11 protein-coding genes are annotated in these 16,283 nt (G+C 44.2%); 1 reads left to right on the forward strand and 10 read right to left on the reverse strand.

Annotated elements, in window-relative coordinates; translation table 11 throughout:
• Nucleotides 1–238: 238 nt before the first annotated feature.
• Together infB and BJP37_RS31230 are read right to left on the reverse strand one after the other, a co-directional pair.
• Nucleotides 239–3,391: a translation initiation factor IF-2 gene (infB, locus tag BJP37_RS31225; protein WP_075904773.1), complete on the reverse strand. Its 3,153-nt coding sequence runs from the start codon at nt 3,389–3,391 to the stop codon at nt 239–241.
• A gap of 421 nt (nt 3,392–3,812) precedes the next feature.
• A complete protein-coding gene (locus BJP37_RS31230) occupies nt 3,813–4,088 on the reverse strand; it encodes a YlxR family protein (protein ID WP_075904775.1) in 276 nt (91 codons plus the stop codon).
• A 285-nt stretch (nt 4,089–4,373) separates the two neighbouring features.
• Between BJP37_RS31230 and BJP37_RS31235 the strand changes: the two genes are divergently transcribed.
• Nucleotides 4,374–4,601: a hypothetical protein gene (locus BJP37_RS31235; protein WP_075904777.1), complete on the forward strand. Its 228-nt coding sequence runs from the start codon at nt 4,374–4,376 to the stop codon at nt 4,599–4,601.
• Nucleotides 4,602–4,677: 76 nt separating this feature from the next.
• Here the strand turns inward: BJP37_RS31235 and nusA are convergent, their stop codons facing one another.
• The 8 genes from nusA to BJP37_RS31280 form a co-directional block, all read right to left on the reverse strand.
• Complete coding sequence (nusA, locus tag BJP37_RS31240) at nt 4,678–5,964, reverse strand: transcription termination factor NusA (protein WP_075904779.1); 1,287 nt, start codon at nt 5,962–5,964, stop codon at nt 4,678–4,680.
• Between the two features lie 171 nt (nt 5,965–6,135).
• Nucleotides 6,136–6,597: a ribosome maturation factor RimP gene (rimP, locus tag BJP37_RS31245; RefSeq protein ID WP_075904781.1), complete on the reverse strand. Its 462-nt coding sequence runs from the start codon at nt 6,595–6,597 to the stop codon at nt 6,136–6,138.
• A gap of 728 nt (nt 6,598–7,325) precedes the next feature.
• Nucleotides 7,326–8,828: a hypothetical protein gene (locus BJP37_RS31255; protein ID WP_075904785.1), complete on the reverse strand. Its 1,503-nt coding sequence runs from the start codon at nt 8,826–8,828 to the stop codon at nt 7,326–7,328.
• A gap of 300 nt (nt 8,829–9,128) precedes the next feature.
• Nucleotides 9,129–10,475, reverse strand: coding sequence for a glutathione-disulfide reductase (gene gor, locus BJP37_RS31260; RefSeq protein ID WP_075904787.1), 1,347 nt, complete (start codon nt 10,473–10,475; stop codon nt 9,129–9,131).
• A gap of 230 nt (nt 10,476–10,705) precedes the next feature.
• Complete coding sequence (locus BJP37_RS31265) at nt 10,706–11,239, reverse strand: peroxiredoxin (RefSeq protein ID WP_075904789.1); 534 nt, start codon at nt 11,237–11,239, stop codon at nt 10,706–10,708.
• A 129-nt stretch (nt 11,240–11,368) separates the two neighbouring features.
• Nucleotides 11,369–11,698 carry a YbjQ family protein gene (locus tag BJP37_RS31270; protein WP_070395895.1) on the reverse strand — a complete coding sequence of 110 codons (330 nt, stop codon included), beginning with the start codon at nt 11,696–11,698 and terminating at the stop codon, nt 11,369–11,371.
• Nucleotides 11,699–11,783: 85 nt separating this feature from the next.
• Nucleotides 11,784–13,175, reverse strand: a complete 1,392-nt coding sequence (locus tag BJP37_RS31275) for an NAD-dependent malic enzyme (RefSeq protein ID WP_075904791.1) — start codon at nt 13,173–13,175, stop codon at nt 11,784–11,786.
• Nucleotides 13,176–13,319: 144 nt separating this feature from the next.
• The gene (locus BJP37_RS31280) at nt 13,320–16,118 is read right to left on the reverse strand and encodes a tetratricopeptide repeat protein (RefSeq protein ID WP_081431395.1); all 2,799 of its coding nucleotides are present in this window, start codon (nt 16,116–16,118) and stop codon (nt 13,320–13,322) included.
• Nucleotides 16,119–16,283 lie beyond the last annotated feature (165 nt).

A 16,283-nucleotide genomic window follows, 5' to 3' on the forward strand; every position in this document is an offset into this window, starting at 1 on the left:
ACCTGTACACTATCCTATCTGCTTTTTTAGGATTGTGCTTTTAGCGACATTGAATGGTTAAAATTTGGCAGGGTTAGGGTTAGAGGTTATCGGTTAACAGGTTAAAAGTTGCTTTGGATGGAACCTTGACAATTGCAAGCTTGCCACAGAGCAACTCGTATCAATAACCTTTAACCTTCAACCTTAAACAAAACAACCTACCCGGCAATGGATGCCTGGGTAAGAACACCCCTCAGGGCTACTTCAGGGAGAGAGTCCGTCGCTTGGTTACCATCTGATAGGTTTCAATGATATCTTTTTCTGCCCAGTCGTTGAATTTATCAACACCCATACCACATTCGTAGCCAGCATTGACTTCCTTGACATCATCCTTAACACGCTTGAGGGAATCCAAAACTCCTTCGTAGATAACTTTGCCACCACGCCGCACTCGTAAACGGCAATTGCGCACGGCTTTGCCTGAGAGTACATAGCAACCCGCAACGGCACCACGACCCACTGGGAAGACAGCTCGAACTTCTACTTCACCCAATGGTTCTTCTACCTCTTCTGGCTCTAACAGACCTTCCATAGCACCTTGAACATCATCCAGGAGTTTGTAGATGATGTTGTATTCCCGCACATCTACCCCTTCCTGTTCAGCTGCTGGTCGAGCACCAGGAGCTAAGGTAGTGTTAAAGCCAACAATAACTGCACCACTAGCAGCCGCTAAGTCCACATCCGTTTCGGTGACTTCCCCAGGGGCAGCCAGTAGAACTCGAATTTGCACTTCATTTTGGGGCAGCTGTTCGAGGGATCCCAGAATAGCTTCCACCGAGCCTTGAACGTCTGCCTTCAAAATCAAGTTGAGTTCTTTGAGTTCACCTTCTTGAGCCTGGGCTGATAATTCAGTGAGGGTAACTCGCCGTGATTTCATGCGAGTTTGCAGGCGAGATTGACGTTGCTGTTGAGCTCTTTCACCAGCAACTGCCCGGGCTTCTTTTTCACTCTCAAAGACTTCAAACTCATCACCAGCAGCTGGAACATCACTCAAGCCAAGGACTTCCACAGCAAACGAGGGACTAGCTTGTTCGACTCGCTGTCCTCGGTCATCAAGCATGGCTCTGACCTTACCGAAAACTGAACCAACAACCAAGCTATCACCGATCCGCAAAGTACCGTTTTGCACTAAGAAGGTGGCAACAGGACCTCTGGCTTTATCTAGGTGAGCTTCAATCACCGTACCTTTTGCTGGTCGATCCGGATTAGCAGAGAGTTCTTCTAGCTCTGAGACCAATATAATCATCTCCAGCAGTGAATCCAAGTTTTCCCTTTGGATAGCACTCACTGGTACCATGATCGTTTCACCACCCCATTCTTCTGGGACCAAGCCCCGTTCTGATAATTCCTGCTTAACCCGATCAGGTTGAGCTCCGGCTTTATCAATTTTGTTAATAGCAACCACGAGTGGAACTTCAGCAGCTCTAGCATGACTAATGGCTTCAAGAGTCTGAGGTTGCACCCCATCATCAGCCGCTACTACTAGCACAGCGATATCAGTTACTTTTGTTCCCCTTGCCCGCATGGCTGTAAAGGCTTCGTGACCGGGGGTGTCTAAGAAGACAACCTGCTGAATTTTATCCTCATGCTCAACATCTACGTGGTATGCGCCAATATGCTGAGTAATTCCACCGGCTTCTCCTTGAGCCACTTTTGCTTCACGAATAGCATCGAGTAGAGTCGTTTTACCATGGTCAACATGACCCATAATTGTCACCACAGGTGGACGCCGCTCGAGGTTTTCCAGGTCTTGGACATCCAGCATTTCCACCTTAGTCGCAGCAGAGGCTTCTTCTTCCATCTCGACCTTTACCCCCACTTCCTCAGCTACCATTGTGGCGGTAGGAACATCCAAAGTTTGGGTAACACTCACAGCTATGCCTTTGAAGAAGAGCATTTTAACAATGTCAGTTTCTGCAATAGCCAGTTCATTAGCCAGGTCTCTAATGGTGAGTGAGTCTCTCAAAACAATTTGTTCTGGGCGTTTGGGCTGAGTTTTCTGTGTACGACGGCGATCGCGATGATCCGACTTGTTGCTACTACTGCTTTTAGAAGGCTTCTTCCTGTGGCTAACACTCGCAGTAGTTGGTTGGGTTTGCTGTTTTTGTAGAGACTTTGGTTTGGGAGGACGAGCCAGTGAAAGACTAACTGAAAATGAACCATCGATTTTGTTATCGTTTTGATCTGATCCTGTTTCGAGATCATCTTCATCATCCAGAATCATTTTAGGTCGCCGCTTGAGTTTGGCGGATTTCCCCTTCTGGACTTTGTCTTCTTCTTCCCCATTTTCTGCCTGCCACTCTTTCTTCTTAGCAGGTCGGGGGACAGATGGTCGCCAGAGCTTGACCTCCTTGAGCATTTCCTCAGATTCATTGACTAAGGTGTTGGTGTCTTGATCAGATTCTGTCAGACCCGTTGAGTCAGCATCCATTGCTGCTACTTGAGAATTGTCCTTGTCAAGACCTGGCTTAGTTCTTTTTGGAGGTCGCTGGAGTTCAGGAATGCTCGGCCTTGGTGAACTAGAACGTTTTGGTGGTGATGTTTCCGAAGGGGTTGACTGCTTATTGATAACAGGGGATTTGTTAGGAGTTGGACTCTTTACTGACTTTGAACCCGAAGAACCCTTTTGGTTTGATTTGATCGGTCGCTCAACCTTAGAAGGCTGAGTTTTTGGTTGTGATAGTCTTACAGGCGGTCCAGTTAATTTTGGTTTTTCTGTAACCTTAGGTGAGGCAGTACTATCCTGTGACACCTTCTGGACTGGTTTAGCGGCTAGTTCGGGTTTAGCCTCTGGTTTGGGTTTAGCCTCTGGTTCGGGTTTAGCCTCTGGTTCGGGTTTAGCCTCTGGTTTGGGTTTAGCGGCTAGTTCGGGTTTAGCCTCTGGTTTGGGTTTACTATCCTGCTTAATCTTGGTGTCCTCTTCAGTGACCTGCTTAGGTCGATTGAGAGTGCTAGGCTGACGGGGGGGTATAGCAGTCGGCTTGATGGGAGGTTGGGGTGGGATTGCCATTTGATTAGTTCTCTGGCTAGAAGTATTCCCAGAACTGCGTTTGTGCTTACGGAGCTCGACAATTTGCTGCTTCCGCTCCCCTTTGGGCGGTCGAATTAATTTACCAGAGCTTAACTTAGAACCTTTATTTGCCGATGACTCACCTTCGGTATTGCTTACAGCTGCTAGTTGGTCAGAATATTTTTCGGCTGTCGTGCGAATCCGTTGGGCATCCGATTCTGTAATCGTGCTACTGTGACTTTTAACTGCAATATTGAGTCCTTCACAGATGCTCAAAATTTCCTTGTTGTCCAAATTCAATTCCCGTGATAATTCGTAAATTCTGACTTTGCCGCTGTTCATGCACTATTCCCCTGTCGTACCTACTTGTTGTTAAACCATACTCAACTACTCGAATGACTTTTTACTTGATCAAGCTTTATTGGAAAGCTTAAACGATAAGATAAGCGATGCTCAACAGATAATCAACCATCCATGCTTTTTCGTTGGTGTGTTCACCTCAACGGTAGTTTGATAAGTTTATCTATTATCGCGTGCTTCTTTCCTGTGAAAAAAGCCAAGCAGCATTATACATTGACGATTCGGTTAAACCGCCTAATCAGCACGTATGCCTTTAAAGGTAGCTAGCGTATAATCGAAGTAAATTCACCTCCCTTTTGAAACCAGAGCATCAATAGAACTAATGACTTCCTTTGTATACTAACGATTACTTATGTTCACCGGACAAACATACATGGAAGCAATTGCCGCGCTTATTCACCCTTTAATTACCTAAATTGGGTTGGCTTGGCATGGTAGCTAAACGCTGCCATAAAGTTTCGTACAGATTTTTTGGCACCGATGCGCGCAGTGATCGCCCCAGTCGGTTTTTCTTTTGAGCCGCCGCTAGGCAACTCAGTTGAGGACATAAGTAAGCTGAACGACCCATACCCTGATCTAATTGTACCTTTCGTGACGGATAGACTCGGACAATACGCCAAAACTCTTGTTTTGGTCCTACTTTCCGGCAGCTAAGACAACGTCGATAGTTGGGTTTCATAAGGGTTTTCGGTTTGGAAAATCTCAAAAGTCCTCCTTCTTTAAAGGGTAAGGTAGATGGAGGCTTGTAGGGCGTTTGCGATTGGGCAAACGCCCTGTTTACCTGATTGAGTTACCCAATGAAACCAAAAATCAATCTTGATGCAAAGCGCGAGTGGGGGAAACCACGGCAAAGCGCGGTCTTGGGGAACCCCCGCGTGAAGGCGCTGCCTCCCCAAGACCGCGCTGCATCGCTGCCAGAGGGCGGTAAAACGGGTGTGGGCGTGCCCGGTGGTGTGAGCAGAAGATGAAAAACTATAGTAGAGATACTCACACCCTTGAGACTCGGATGATTAACACAAGAATAAAATTACCACACCCACCGGCAGTAGGAGGAACGGGGGTAGGCGGTAGAGTAACGAGCGCAGAAGTGGAAGGATTGAATAAGTCATTGGTTTGGAAGAAAACTGTCAAAGAATTCTTGACCACAGCGGATACCGCGCACCCCACTACCATTCTAAACCGACAAGCTTAGGGCTATCATTGTATACCATTACCATTCTCAACCTTGGCCAAACTTTCCTCACCTCAGGGTGAACCCCTAAAACTTCTTATTCTTCTTCTTGAGCACTCAAATCAAGCACTGGCTCAGGATCCAGTACATTTTCTGGCATTTCTACTCCTTCTTCGTAATCTTCCTTTAACTCATTGCTATCGACATCTTCTTCTAGGGTATCCTGTTTAGAGATGTCTGTAGTCTCTTTTTTGTATTGCGCAGCATCTTTAATGTCAATCTTCCAGCCTGTAAGGCGGGCGGCAAGGCGAACATTTTGTCCCTCTTTGCCTATAGCTAAACTGAGCTGGTCTTCTGCTACTAAAACATGGGCTTGACGTTCTTCTGGATTAACTAGTAGCACCTGATCCACTTGGGCTGGGCTAAGAGCGTTAGCAATATAGGTAGATGGGTCAGGAGACCAACGAATTACGTCGATTTTTTCACCTCGTAGTTCATTCACCACCACTTGAATGCGGGAACCTCTAGCACCAATGCAAGCTCCCACCGGATCTACATCTCGCTCCAGGGTATCTACAGCAATTTTAGTCCTTGGTCCGACATGACGAGAAGGAGGATTAGCTTCCCGTGCCACTGCAACAATCCTTACCACCTCATCTTCTATTTCTGGGACTTCGTTGGCAAACAGATAGACAACTAAACCAGCCGCCGCTCTGGATACCACCAGCTGGGGACCACGGTGAGGGCCTTCCCGGACTTTTTTGAGATAAACCTTAAAGGTGGAGTTAATGCGATAGTTATCATTGGGGAGCTGTTCCCGTTTGGGCAGTTCGGCTTCTACCTCTGGCCGACCAAAACCACTGCTGAGTGCCATAATAACAGACTGCTGCTCAAACCGTAGTGATCGAGATTGCAGAACAGTTCCTTCTAGGTCTTGAAACTCTTCCTTAATCAGCTTACGCTGTTGGTCTCGGAGTTTTTGAGAGAGCACCTGCTTGGTTTGAATCGCTGCCATGCGACCAAACTCTCCTTGGTCTGGAGTCACATCCAAAACCACTGAATCTCCCAATTGTGCTTCAGAGGCAACTTCCTGGACTTCTTTGAGAGAAATTTGATGGTCACTATTTTGTACCTCTTCGACAATGGTTTTGGTAGACAAAACGCGGAAGCCTTCTTCTTCAATATCAAGATCGACTTCAAAGTTGTCAAAATATTCTTCGTCAAAATGAAATCTTTGGTCTAGCCGTTGAGAACGGCGATAGCGCTCATAGCCTTTTAGCAGTGCTTCTCTTAATGCCTGTTGAACTGCAGACCTAGGTATATTGTGGCTTTGACTAATTTCTTCTATCATTGCCTTAAGTCCAGGCAAACTAACTATTGACATCAGCAAATCTCCGTCTTAAATCTATCCATGGCAATTATGTTGGGATTTAAAGTAAATCAAGTTAAACTTCAATCCTCAACCTTGAAGCTTGTAGGGCAGAAGCACTTGTAGATCTATAGTCGAGCCATTGTCTTTACAAGTACTGCCCCCCTACCAACCTTCAAGCAAAATTTAACCCCCATCATCGAGTTTTACTCTGGACACAAGCTGACGGGGAATGGCAAACTCGCGACCCTTGAGATTGAGATAAACTCCGCTCTCATCCCGGCGAATTAACTGCCCACGCCACTCTTGCTGTCCCTGATAAGGTTCAGATGTCTGAACAATCACACCAAACCCTTTGAAAGAAATGAATTCTCGGTCTGTGCTTAAGTCCTGTGTGATCCCAGGACTGGAAATTTCCAAAACGTAGGTGTCTAAAATGATGTCCTTAGCATCTAACTGAGCTTCTAAAGCACGACTCATGCGTTCACAGTCATCCAAGCTAGTGTCACGAATGGGATTGCGGATATAGACACGCAGCACGGGTGGGCGTCTGTTGGTCTGGAAGAGAGCCTCTACAATCTCTAATCCTAAATCTTGAGCCAATGGCGTGGCTAAATCGATTAGTTGTGGAATCAGGGGATGAGTCATGGCACCAATCCAATAAAAAAAGTGGGGTCAACCCACTTCATGGCAAATTCTTTTCCAAGAAGTCTAACCGCCCAAAAGCTTATGGACATCTACATAGCACAAGCCCAATGTCTAGTGCTATGTTTGAGTCTAACGCAATTAGCAACTCAAATGCTGGCCTGATCAAAACTTGAACATGGGTAGTTTTGAAGTCTAATCCCTGCTTGGTGTCTGGTGGGTTGGCACTTTCCCACTTCACAGCCTTTTTCCTCAGGTGCGACCCGTGGCGAATTAAATTCGCCGTTCGCATAGCGTCTCCGTAGGAGAAACGCGCCCCGCGTCTCCTACGAAGAACGGAAAGCGCACCTTAGAGCAAGCTGACCCTAGAAATCAACTTATTTTTTGTTTATAAATAATTATTTTAACTTATGGTCATTATTCTGTCAAACTTTGATGAGTTGATTTCAATATTTACAATAATATTTTTTTTGATGTTTTTTATCCTGCATATGTTATCCTAAATTAAAGCATTCAGTTATCATCAATTCTCTGTTAATAAATATGATTCATTAAGTGAGAGTTTACTATGAAAATTTTTATTTAAATGTTTTTAATAGCTATAATCTACAAATTCTTCTTATATTAATTATTCCCTATTCTCTTTTACCTGTTCCGATGAGCCGCTGTTGCCTGTTCCATAAAACCTAGTACGAAAGTCCCTAACCCAATTAAAAAACTCTATAGTACTCTTACTGAAATCTTTGACGAATTGCTCTGGTTTCATCTAAAATTTTATCTAAGTCTTCTTCAGATAAGCGCCGGACATAATTTATTTTGAATTCCTCTAACCAAGCTGTGATCAAATACTGAATCTCCTGTAATCTATCCTTGGTCTTAATTTCTGCCCCTAAGACTTCCCTTAAATTTTTGAGTAGGTGTTCCAGGAGTTCGTCGGCAACTGGGTCTTCTTGTATCAGAGTATTAATCCCATCATAGAGTGCCTGAAAAATGTTTTTAACCAATTCCTCTGTTAGCTGCTTCTGCAATTCTCCCACTCCTGGTACATTCTGAAGTCCTTGATAAAGTGTGGACTGTTTAAGGCTCATGTCCAGATAGTGTTTCATGAGAGCCTCTAGATCAGGGCGGATTTTGGGTAACACTTGATCAACTGTCATCTTTACCATCATGCTGGTGAGTTCTGAGACTTCATCAGTGTCATTAAGGTCAATGTAGGGGCGGACTTCCTGTTGAGACAACCATTTGGTAATTTCACCCTGGCTAATGGAGTCCTGAACTTCGTTAATAAATTGAATCACGACCACTTCCGTCATCTCTTGAGCAATACTGGCAACAAATCCGGAGCGGATTTCTTTGCTAATGGCACTCAGGTCTATTAATTTAGCTTGATCTAAACGAATGGTAATGGGAATAATTCGTAACCACCGCCATAAGGGTATTATAAAAAATATGTCATACCAGCGCCACAGCATCGCATTTTGCCACTTGAGTCCAGTGTGACGGCGACTGATAAACCAGGTACGAGCCAAAAACTCCGTACCAAATAAGATAAAAAATGGGAAATCAATCAGTCCGAATAGGTCTATGAATTCGCCATTTTCTCCAATTGGACGGTAATAGTTAGTGTCGATTAAGGGTTTAATCTCGGTGTTAAAAAATCCCAAACCTTCCTCTTGACTATGGCTTGCTAAGTACTTTTGAGTCCAGAACTCCTCAAATGACTCTTTTGCTGACTTATCAGGATTTGGTATGTGCTTACGCATCTTATTTTTAATCTTTTCCAAGTTTCCGGTTTTATTGGCTACTTGGAAAGGATTCGTGTCAATCATTTCTGAGCTAATTTCGCGCAGATACTTGAGTTTTTTTTCTACTTCTATAGACGATAATCCTATGTTTTTAATCTGGTTTTCCAGTTGCTCAACTTTGTCCAAATATTTTTTAGTATCTAGGTTGTCTTCAATACCTTTAACTGGGTCGTATAACGGAGTGATATCAGGAATGGGAATCGAGAGAGGAAAGCCTTTGGATTTGATCGGACCAATGGTAAAGCTAAATACCTGAATTTTTTGATTTAGCCAGAAATCCCTTAAGGGAATATAGCTGAGGTCAAACAACACCAAGAGCAGGTTAATCAAGGCGATGATCGCCATTAATCGTTCAAACCAAAGAATGCGGCGGCTGGGAACTTTATTAGGTATTTTGACGAATTTTTCTAATTTTTGTAAAGATGACATGGGGAAACTTGGGCTTTCTACCACTAGATGCTGATGTTTAACTCAGATGTATTGAGTTTCTTGGCGCAGCTATTCCTTCCTGATAATACAGTTCTAGGGGCTTTTTTAGGATTTATTGCGATTCAGTAGTGTTGATATTGAGAACTTAAAGTATTTAAGCACTTAAGTAGAATACCTGGTTTACCGCATTAATGAATTGAATTGCTATAAATTTTCACATCTGATTTTAAAGCGCTATAGTACGAAACTAGGGCGTGAACACACGCCCTAGTTTCAACTGTATTGAACTTTTTGAGTCCCTTAGCGCATTGTGACAAACTCTTCTGCAGAACTGGGATGAATTCCAACAGTAGCATCAAAGTTAGCTTTGGTAGCTCCGGTTTTCAATGCGATCGCAATTCCTTGAATAATCTCTGCTGCATGGTCCCCTACCATATGAGCACCCAAGACTTTGTCAGTGTTTTGGTCAACCACTAACTTCATCAGGGTTTTTTCATCCCGACCGGGTAGGGTGTAATACATAGGTCTGAACCGAGAACGATAGACTTTGACCGCATCCCCATATTTCTCCCGTGCTTCGGCCTCACTTAGACCAACAGTAGCTGCTTCGGGTGTGGTAAAAATTGCGGTTGGGACATTCTCATAGCTCATGATCCGGGATTTGCCACCAAATACGGTATCGGCAAAGGCACGACCTTCATTAATCGCAACGGGAGTTAAGTTCATGCGGTTAGTACAATCCCCTACGGCAAAGATATGGTCTTCTGTGGTAAGACTATACTTATCGACTGCGATCGCACCGTTTTCAATTGCTACTCCAGTATTCTCTAAACCTAGATTCTGGATATTGGGTATACGACCTGTGGCAGCTAAACTGACTGCATCAGCAATTATAGTTGTTTGTGATTCTCCTTGTACCGTTACATTCAGACCGGCTGATGTGTTTTCAATAGCGATGATATTACTGTTATTTAGCACGCGAATCCCATGGTTTTCCATGGCTTTTTGAATCTCGGAACCGATTTCCGCATCAAATCCCCGTAAAATCTGATCACGACGAATAACCACCGTGACTTCAGAGCCTAAGCCATTGAGAATACAGGCAAACTCGACACCAATATAGCCACCCCCAAGAATCACGATCCGCTTCGGTTGTTCCTTGAGGTGGAAGATATCATCAGAGGTAATCGCGTGTTCAATTCCGGGAATATCGGGCTTGACGGGATATCCTCCTACTGCAATCAAGATTTTCTGTGCAGTTACTTTGCGTCCGCCAATGTCTATGGTGTGGGAATCCGCGAACTTAGCATAACCCTGAAACAGTTCTACTTTGGACTTATCCAACATACGTTGGTAAATGCCATTGAGGCGTTCTGTTTCCTGATTCACTGCTGTGATCATGGTTGTCCAGTCCAGGGTACTGTGTACCTTACTCCAGCCATATCCCTGTGCCTCTTCAAATTGATCAGGAAAATGGGAGGCATAAACCATCAGCTTCTTAGGAACGCAGCCACGATTTACGCAAGTTCCACCTAAACGGTCAAATTCTGCAATGCCTACTTTTGCCCCATATTCTGCGGCTCGTCTAGCTGTAGCAATTCCTCCGGAACCTGCACCAATAACGAATAAATCAAAATCGTAGCTCATAACTCTCCCAAACTTCTGAATTACTATTCCGTGGAAAGATTACTTATATTATCTAGATAAACGCAATAGGCGTTCGGAGGGAAAATTTTACTGATCCCCCAAAATAATAATTTTTGTTTAACTCTCAAGTAAATCCACGATGATCAGGACTTATGCACCAAACTGAAAACAGTAGAGGCATTGCAGGTAACGCCTCTACTGATAAAGCCTTAACTAAGCTGGGAAGTATCTCAACTTTTAGCTGACTTCAAGTATGCCAGCATGGTATCTGCATCTGAGACCTCGAAGGGATCGGTAGGGCAGTTATCTTCATAGCCGGGTTCTACAAACATTTTTTCAATCTTACCGTCATCTACCACCATGGAGTAGCGCCAAGAACGCATACCAAAACCGAGATTATCTTTTTCTACCAACATCCCCATTTTGCGGGTGAATTCCCCATTACCATCGGGTAGCAAGAAGATATTCTGAACCCCTTGCTGTTTGCCCCACTGGAACATCACGAAGGCATCGTTGACCGATAAGCAGATCACTTGATCAACCCCTTGTGCTTTGATCTCATCAAAGAGTTCTTCATAGCGGGGTAAGTGGGTTGATGAACAGGTGGGTGTGAAGGCACCAGGAAGGGAAAATAGCACGATACGCTTACCGCCAAAAATTTCCTGTGTAGTGCGGTCTTGCCAGCGGAAGGGATTGGGTCCAGCAACTGACTCATCTCTGACTCTGGTCTTAAATACTACGTCGGGTACTTGATTGATAACCATCTTGTCTTACTGATTCCTTTATGATTGTCACTCTTTAATCGTAGTCGTAACGAGTATGAGTTGTCAAGGAAATTGAGCAGATTTAATTAAACAACAGTTGACGGGTAACCGTCAACTGTCAAGCAACCCTTAATTCTTGATTTTGATGGCTGTGCCAGTTGCAGTAATCAGTAGCAGCACCCCCTTTTCATCAACGTTAATTGTGCCAGTATCCATAGCAATGCCAATCACAGCATCTGCTCCTAGTTGTGAGGCACGTTGTTTTAATTCTTGGAGGGCTTCTTGGTGTCCTTTTTCAAAGACTTTTTCATAACTGCCAGTACGTCCCCCAATTAAATCTCGAATACCGGCAAAGAAATCCCGCAGTGCATTGGTGCCGTAAACCACCTCAGCAGTGACAATGCCCAAATACTCTTCAACAATCGCACCTTGAATAACATCAGTAGTAGTTACAATCATCAGTCCTGCCTCAAAAAATGGATCAAATGCGACCAGAATAGCTAATTTCTATGGCTTAATTATGAAATTATCCAAATACAACGACTTAATGGCATGCTACACCATCCTGACGTGCTGCCCTTTGCACCGCAGCAGCAACGGCAGGAGCAACTCGCTCATCAAATGCTGAGGGAATGATATGTTCTCGATCTAAATCACTGGGATTAATCAGGGATGCGATCGCAAAAGCTGCTTCGAGACACATATTCACGGTAATGCTTGACGCCCGACAATCTATAGCGCCACGAAAAACCCCTGGAAAAGCCAGAACATTATTAATCTGATTCGGATAGTCACTACGACCTGTAGCCATTACTGCTACATCATCTACTACCAATTCTGGCTGAATTTCCGGGATAGGATTAGCCATAGCCATGACAATGGGCTTATTTGCCATCGACCTAACCATGTCTGGGGTTAGAACCCCAGGTACACTCACCCCAATAAATACATCGGCATTACCAATGGCACCAGCGAGAGTACCAGAAGCATCCACAGCAAATTCTTGCTTTTGCTCAGTCAAGTTAGGGCGTTTAGTGGAAATAATGCCTTGGGAGTCGCATATCCAAATTGCACCTGCACCAGCTTTACGGAGTAACCGGGCAACTGCCATACCGGCAGCGCCAGCTCCATTAATAACAATTCTTACATCTTCTAGGGATTTCTTGACTAGCTTCAGGGCATTGGTCAAGGCAGCAAGGGTGACAATAGCCGTACCGTTCTGGTCATCGTGAAAGACTGGAATATCTAACTCCTGCCGGAGTCTGGCTTCAATATCAAAGCAACGGGGAGCACTGATATCTTCTAAGTTAATACCACCAAAAACCGGCGCGATAGTTTTAACGGTTTCCACGATCTGATCCGTATCTTGGGTAGCTAGGCAGATAGGAAAAGCATCAATACCAGCAAACTCTTTGAACAGCATTGCTTTACCTTCCATCACTGGCAAAGCGGCTTCTGGCCCTAAGTTACCCAACCCCAACACTGCACTGCCATCGGTGACCACAGCAACCATGTTGCTTTTAATGGTAAAGGAGTAGACCTGTTCTGGGTCAGATGCGATCGCTTTACAAATCCGACCTACACCAGGAGTGTAAGCCATAGCCAATTCAGATTGATGCTTGAGGGGGATTTTGCTGTTGACACTGATTTTGCCACCGCGATGGAGGTTGAAGGTGCGGTCATAGACATTTAGGATTTGGACATCGGGAACTTCTGACACCGCTTGTACAATCTGTTCAGCGTGTTCAGTGCTAGCTGCATCTACGGTAATCTCGCGAGTAGCAATTTTCCGAGTTTTCTCCACCACCATAATTTCTCCCAATTGACCGCCAACAGATGCGATCGCTTGAGTTACGCTGGCTAACATCCCGGCACGGTTGGGGTATGTTAAGCAAATAGTCAAACTGAAACTAGGATTTGGGGTCAGGTCTACCATGCTGTATGATCTGGGATTATAGAAATATGTTGGCGCAAGCTCATTTCCTGCTATATCAATCTAGACTAAACTAGACTTTAGTTCATAGTTGATAGCAAGCATGGAATAGGAATTATTTGCCGGACCCAGGAGATCAAGAGGATTCTAGCCTCCAATCAACTGCCAGAACCGATCATCTTCTGAAATAGCCTCAAAATCCGGGTCATTACTCGCCTCTTCCCGATACCTTGGATTTAGCTCAATCGCCTGCTCTAGGTTTTCCACAGCTAAGGTGACTTGACCCTGGGAAGAATAAACGATTGCTTTGTTATAATAACCAGCAGCATACTCAGGTTGAATCTCCAAAGCCCGATTAATGCTTTCCAATGCCTGATCATTCTGTTCTAGCTTGACTAAGGTAGAACCTCTGTAATTCCAGGCTTTGTGGGAGTCGGGATTTAATTCAATAGCCTTGTCAAAAGAAGCAACAGCTTCTTGGTATCTTTCTAATACATCCAGAGCCATGCCTCGATTCAACCAGGCTACTGTATTATCTGGCTGAACTTGGACAGCTTGGTCGAAGGATTCAAACGCCTCTTCATGCTTTTGTAGCATGCCTAGTGCGACTCCTCGGTCAACCCAAGCTTGATGATAGTTTGGCTGAATTTCTAGGGCCTTGTCATAGGAAGCGATCGCATCTTCGTAGCGTCTCAACCGTCTTAGGGTCATGCCCCGGTTTAACCAGGCTTTGTAGTGGTCTTGCTTGAGTTTAACCACCTTATTAAAAGCAACCACTGCTCCTTCATACCGCCGGAGTTCCATCAAAGCCAGACCTCTTTGATACCAGCTATCTGGGTCATCTGGCTTAAGCTCAATTACTTTGTCATAGGACGCGATCGCATCTTGATACTGCTGTAATTCCCATAATGCCATACCTCGCTGATACCAAATATCAGGGTTATTCGGTTGAAGGTCAAGAGCTTGATCATAGGAAGCGATCGCATCTTGATACTGCCCTTGAGAGAATAGAGTATTGCCCTGATTCACATAGTCATCTGGATTCAAGAACAATTTAGGATGGTTCGATTTGAGGCGTTCTAATTGTTCCGTCAGAGTTTGAGTGTTTTGCAGCACTTCAGACAGAGCAGCTTCTGCAATGGATGTTGGGGAAATCTCTGCTAGTTGTTGTAGAATTTTATCCTTCTCGGTTTGAGCCTCAGATTCCACCTCAGACAGCTGAGCAGCCAAGGTGGTTTCCAATTTGTCCAGATTTTGAATGATTATATCTTTTCGCTTTTGAATGTCCGACTGTAAATCAGAAAGTTGAGTTTTAGCCTCTGTTTCTAATTTTTCCAGACTCTGAATGGTCTGAGCATTCTGGGTTTGAATTCCTGACTGAGAGTCAGAAACCTGAGTTGTTAAATTAGCCTCTAGCTCTTTCAGATGCTGGAGAGTCTTATCGATTTGCACTTCAATCTTCGACTGGGATTTTGAAAGTTGTTCAGTAATGTCAGTTCCTAATTGCTCTAGCTTCTGAAGAGCTAAATCGATTTTATGTTGAGCTTTTTGTTCAGCCTCCACCTTAATGTCAGATAGCTGAGGAGTAAACTCTGTCTCTACCTGTTTTATATTTTCTAGTATTAAATCCCGTTGCTGTTGAGCCTTGGCTTCAAGTTCAGACAATTTTGAGGCAAACTCTGTCTCTGATTGGTTCAGTTTATCCAATACTTTATCTTGATGCCCTTGGACATTGGCTTTGAGTAAAGATAGTTGAGGAGCAAAATCAGAGGTTAGTTTTTCTATATTCTTGAGGTAACTGTTCCTTTCTTTATCAGCCTTTGCCTTAAGCTCAGACAGTTCAACAGCAAAATCAGACTCTGATTGATTTAGTTGCTGCAGGACTTTATCCTTATGTTCTTGTACATTACCCTGAAGTTCAGATAGTTGAGGAGCAAAGTCAGCACTTGATTTTTCTATGGTTTGCAGGTAATCTTCGCTTTGTTTTTGAGCCTTGGCTTTCAAGTCAGACAGTTCGGAGCCAAACTCAGTCTCTGATTGGTTCAGTTTCTTCAGTATTATCTCTTTCTGGGCTTGTACATCCGCCTGGATTTTCGATAATTCTGGAGTAAATTCAGCCCCTAATTTTTCGAAATCTTTTAAAGTTAAGTCCTTTTGGTTTACCGCAGTTTCTTTCAGGTCATACAGTTCGGAGCCAAACTCTGTCTCTAATTGCTTCAGTTTCTTCAGTATTGTCTCTTTCTGGGCTTGCACATCCCCCTTGAGTTCAGATAATTGGGGGGCAAACTCAGCGCTTAAGTTTTCTAGATACTTTAGAAAACTATCCCGTTGCTTTTTAGCGTCTTGCTCGAGTTTAGACAGTCTTGAGGCAAAGTCAGTCTCTAATTGTTCTAGCTCTTGTTGAGTATCGGTTTTTTGCGTCTTGATTGTCGTTAATGCCTGTTGCTGGGACTGAGACAATTTGGATAGCAGCTTAGATAGATTTTCTCGTTTAACACTTAGGTCTTGTTTAAACTCTGCCGCCTGCTGATCTAGCTCCAAGGCAATGTCTTCAGTTTTTTCTAGGATACTTTGAACATTTTTATTGGCACTGACAATCCTATCTTCCAAGTCAGTCAGTTCATTGAGGTGAGCTCTCACGATTTGGGCAACCTCACGAATCACAGACCTTCTTAGCAGCCACAACGCTGCGATCGCAGCCACCAGTAGCAGTACCAGAGTGACCAACACAACCAGCAAAACATTAGACAGGAGCGTCACCCGCTGAAAGCTAAGATTCGCATCAGTTTGAACTTGCTTTTGACTTGAGCTCTGAGCCACTATCTGTTTTGGAGGGTCAGGTTCGATGGATTGGGCACTGCCAAGGCCAACAGGCAACAGGAAGAATGACAAAACAATAGTGCTTCGCCACACCAGTGCTAACATGTGTTGATTTTTACGCTTCATCAGAACGTCCTTTCTCTGTTGGTCATCTTGTACTGCCCATAGAGGCTCTATCTTACGTGCCAAGATCAACTCCCCTACTTAAATCCATTTCTTCTAGTTTGCCACCTCCATGACTGAAAGGGTGAATGCCCTTTGATCCCAGTTTGCCAATCAGTAGACCAATCA

The organism is Moorena bouillonii PNG, assembly GCF_001942495.1.
In the GTDB taxonomy this organism is placed as follows: Bacteria; Cyanobacteriota; Cyanobacteriia; order Cyanobacteriales; family Coleofasciculaceae; genus Moorena; species Moorena bouillonii.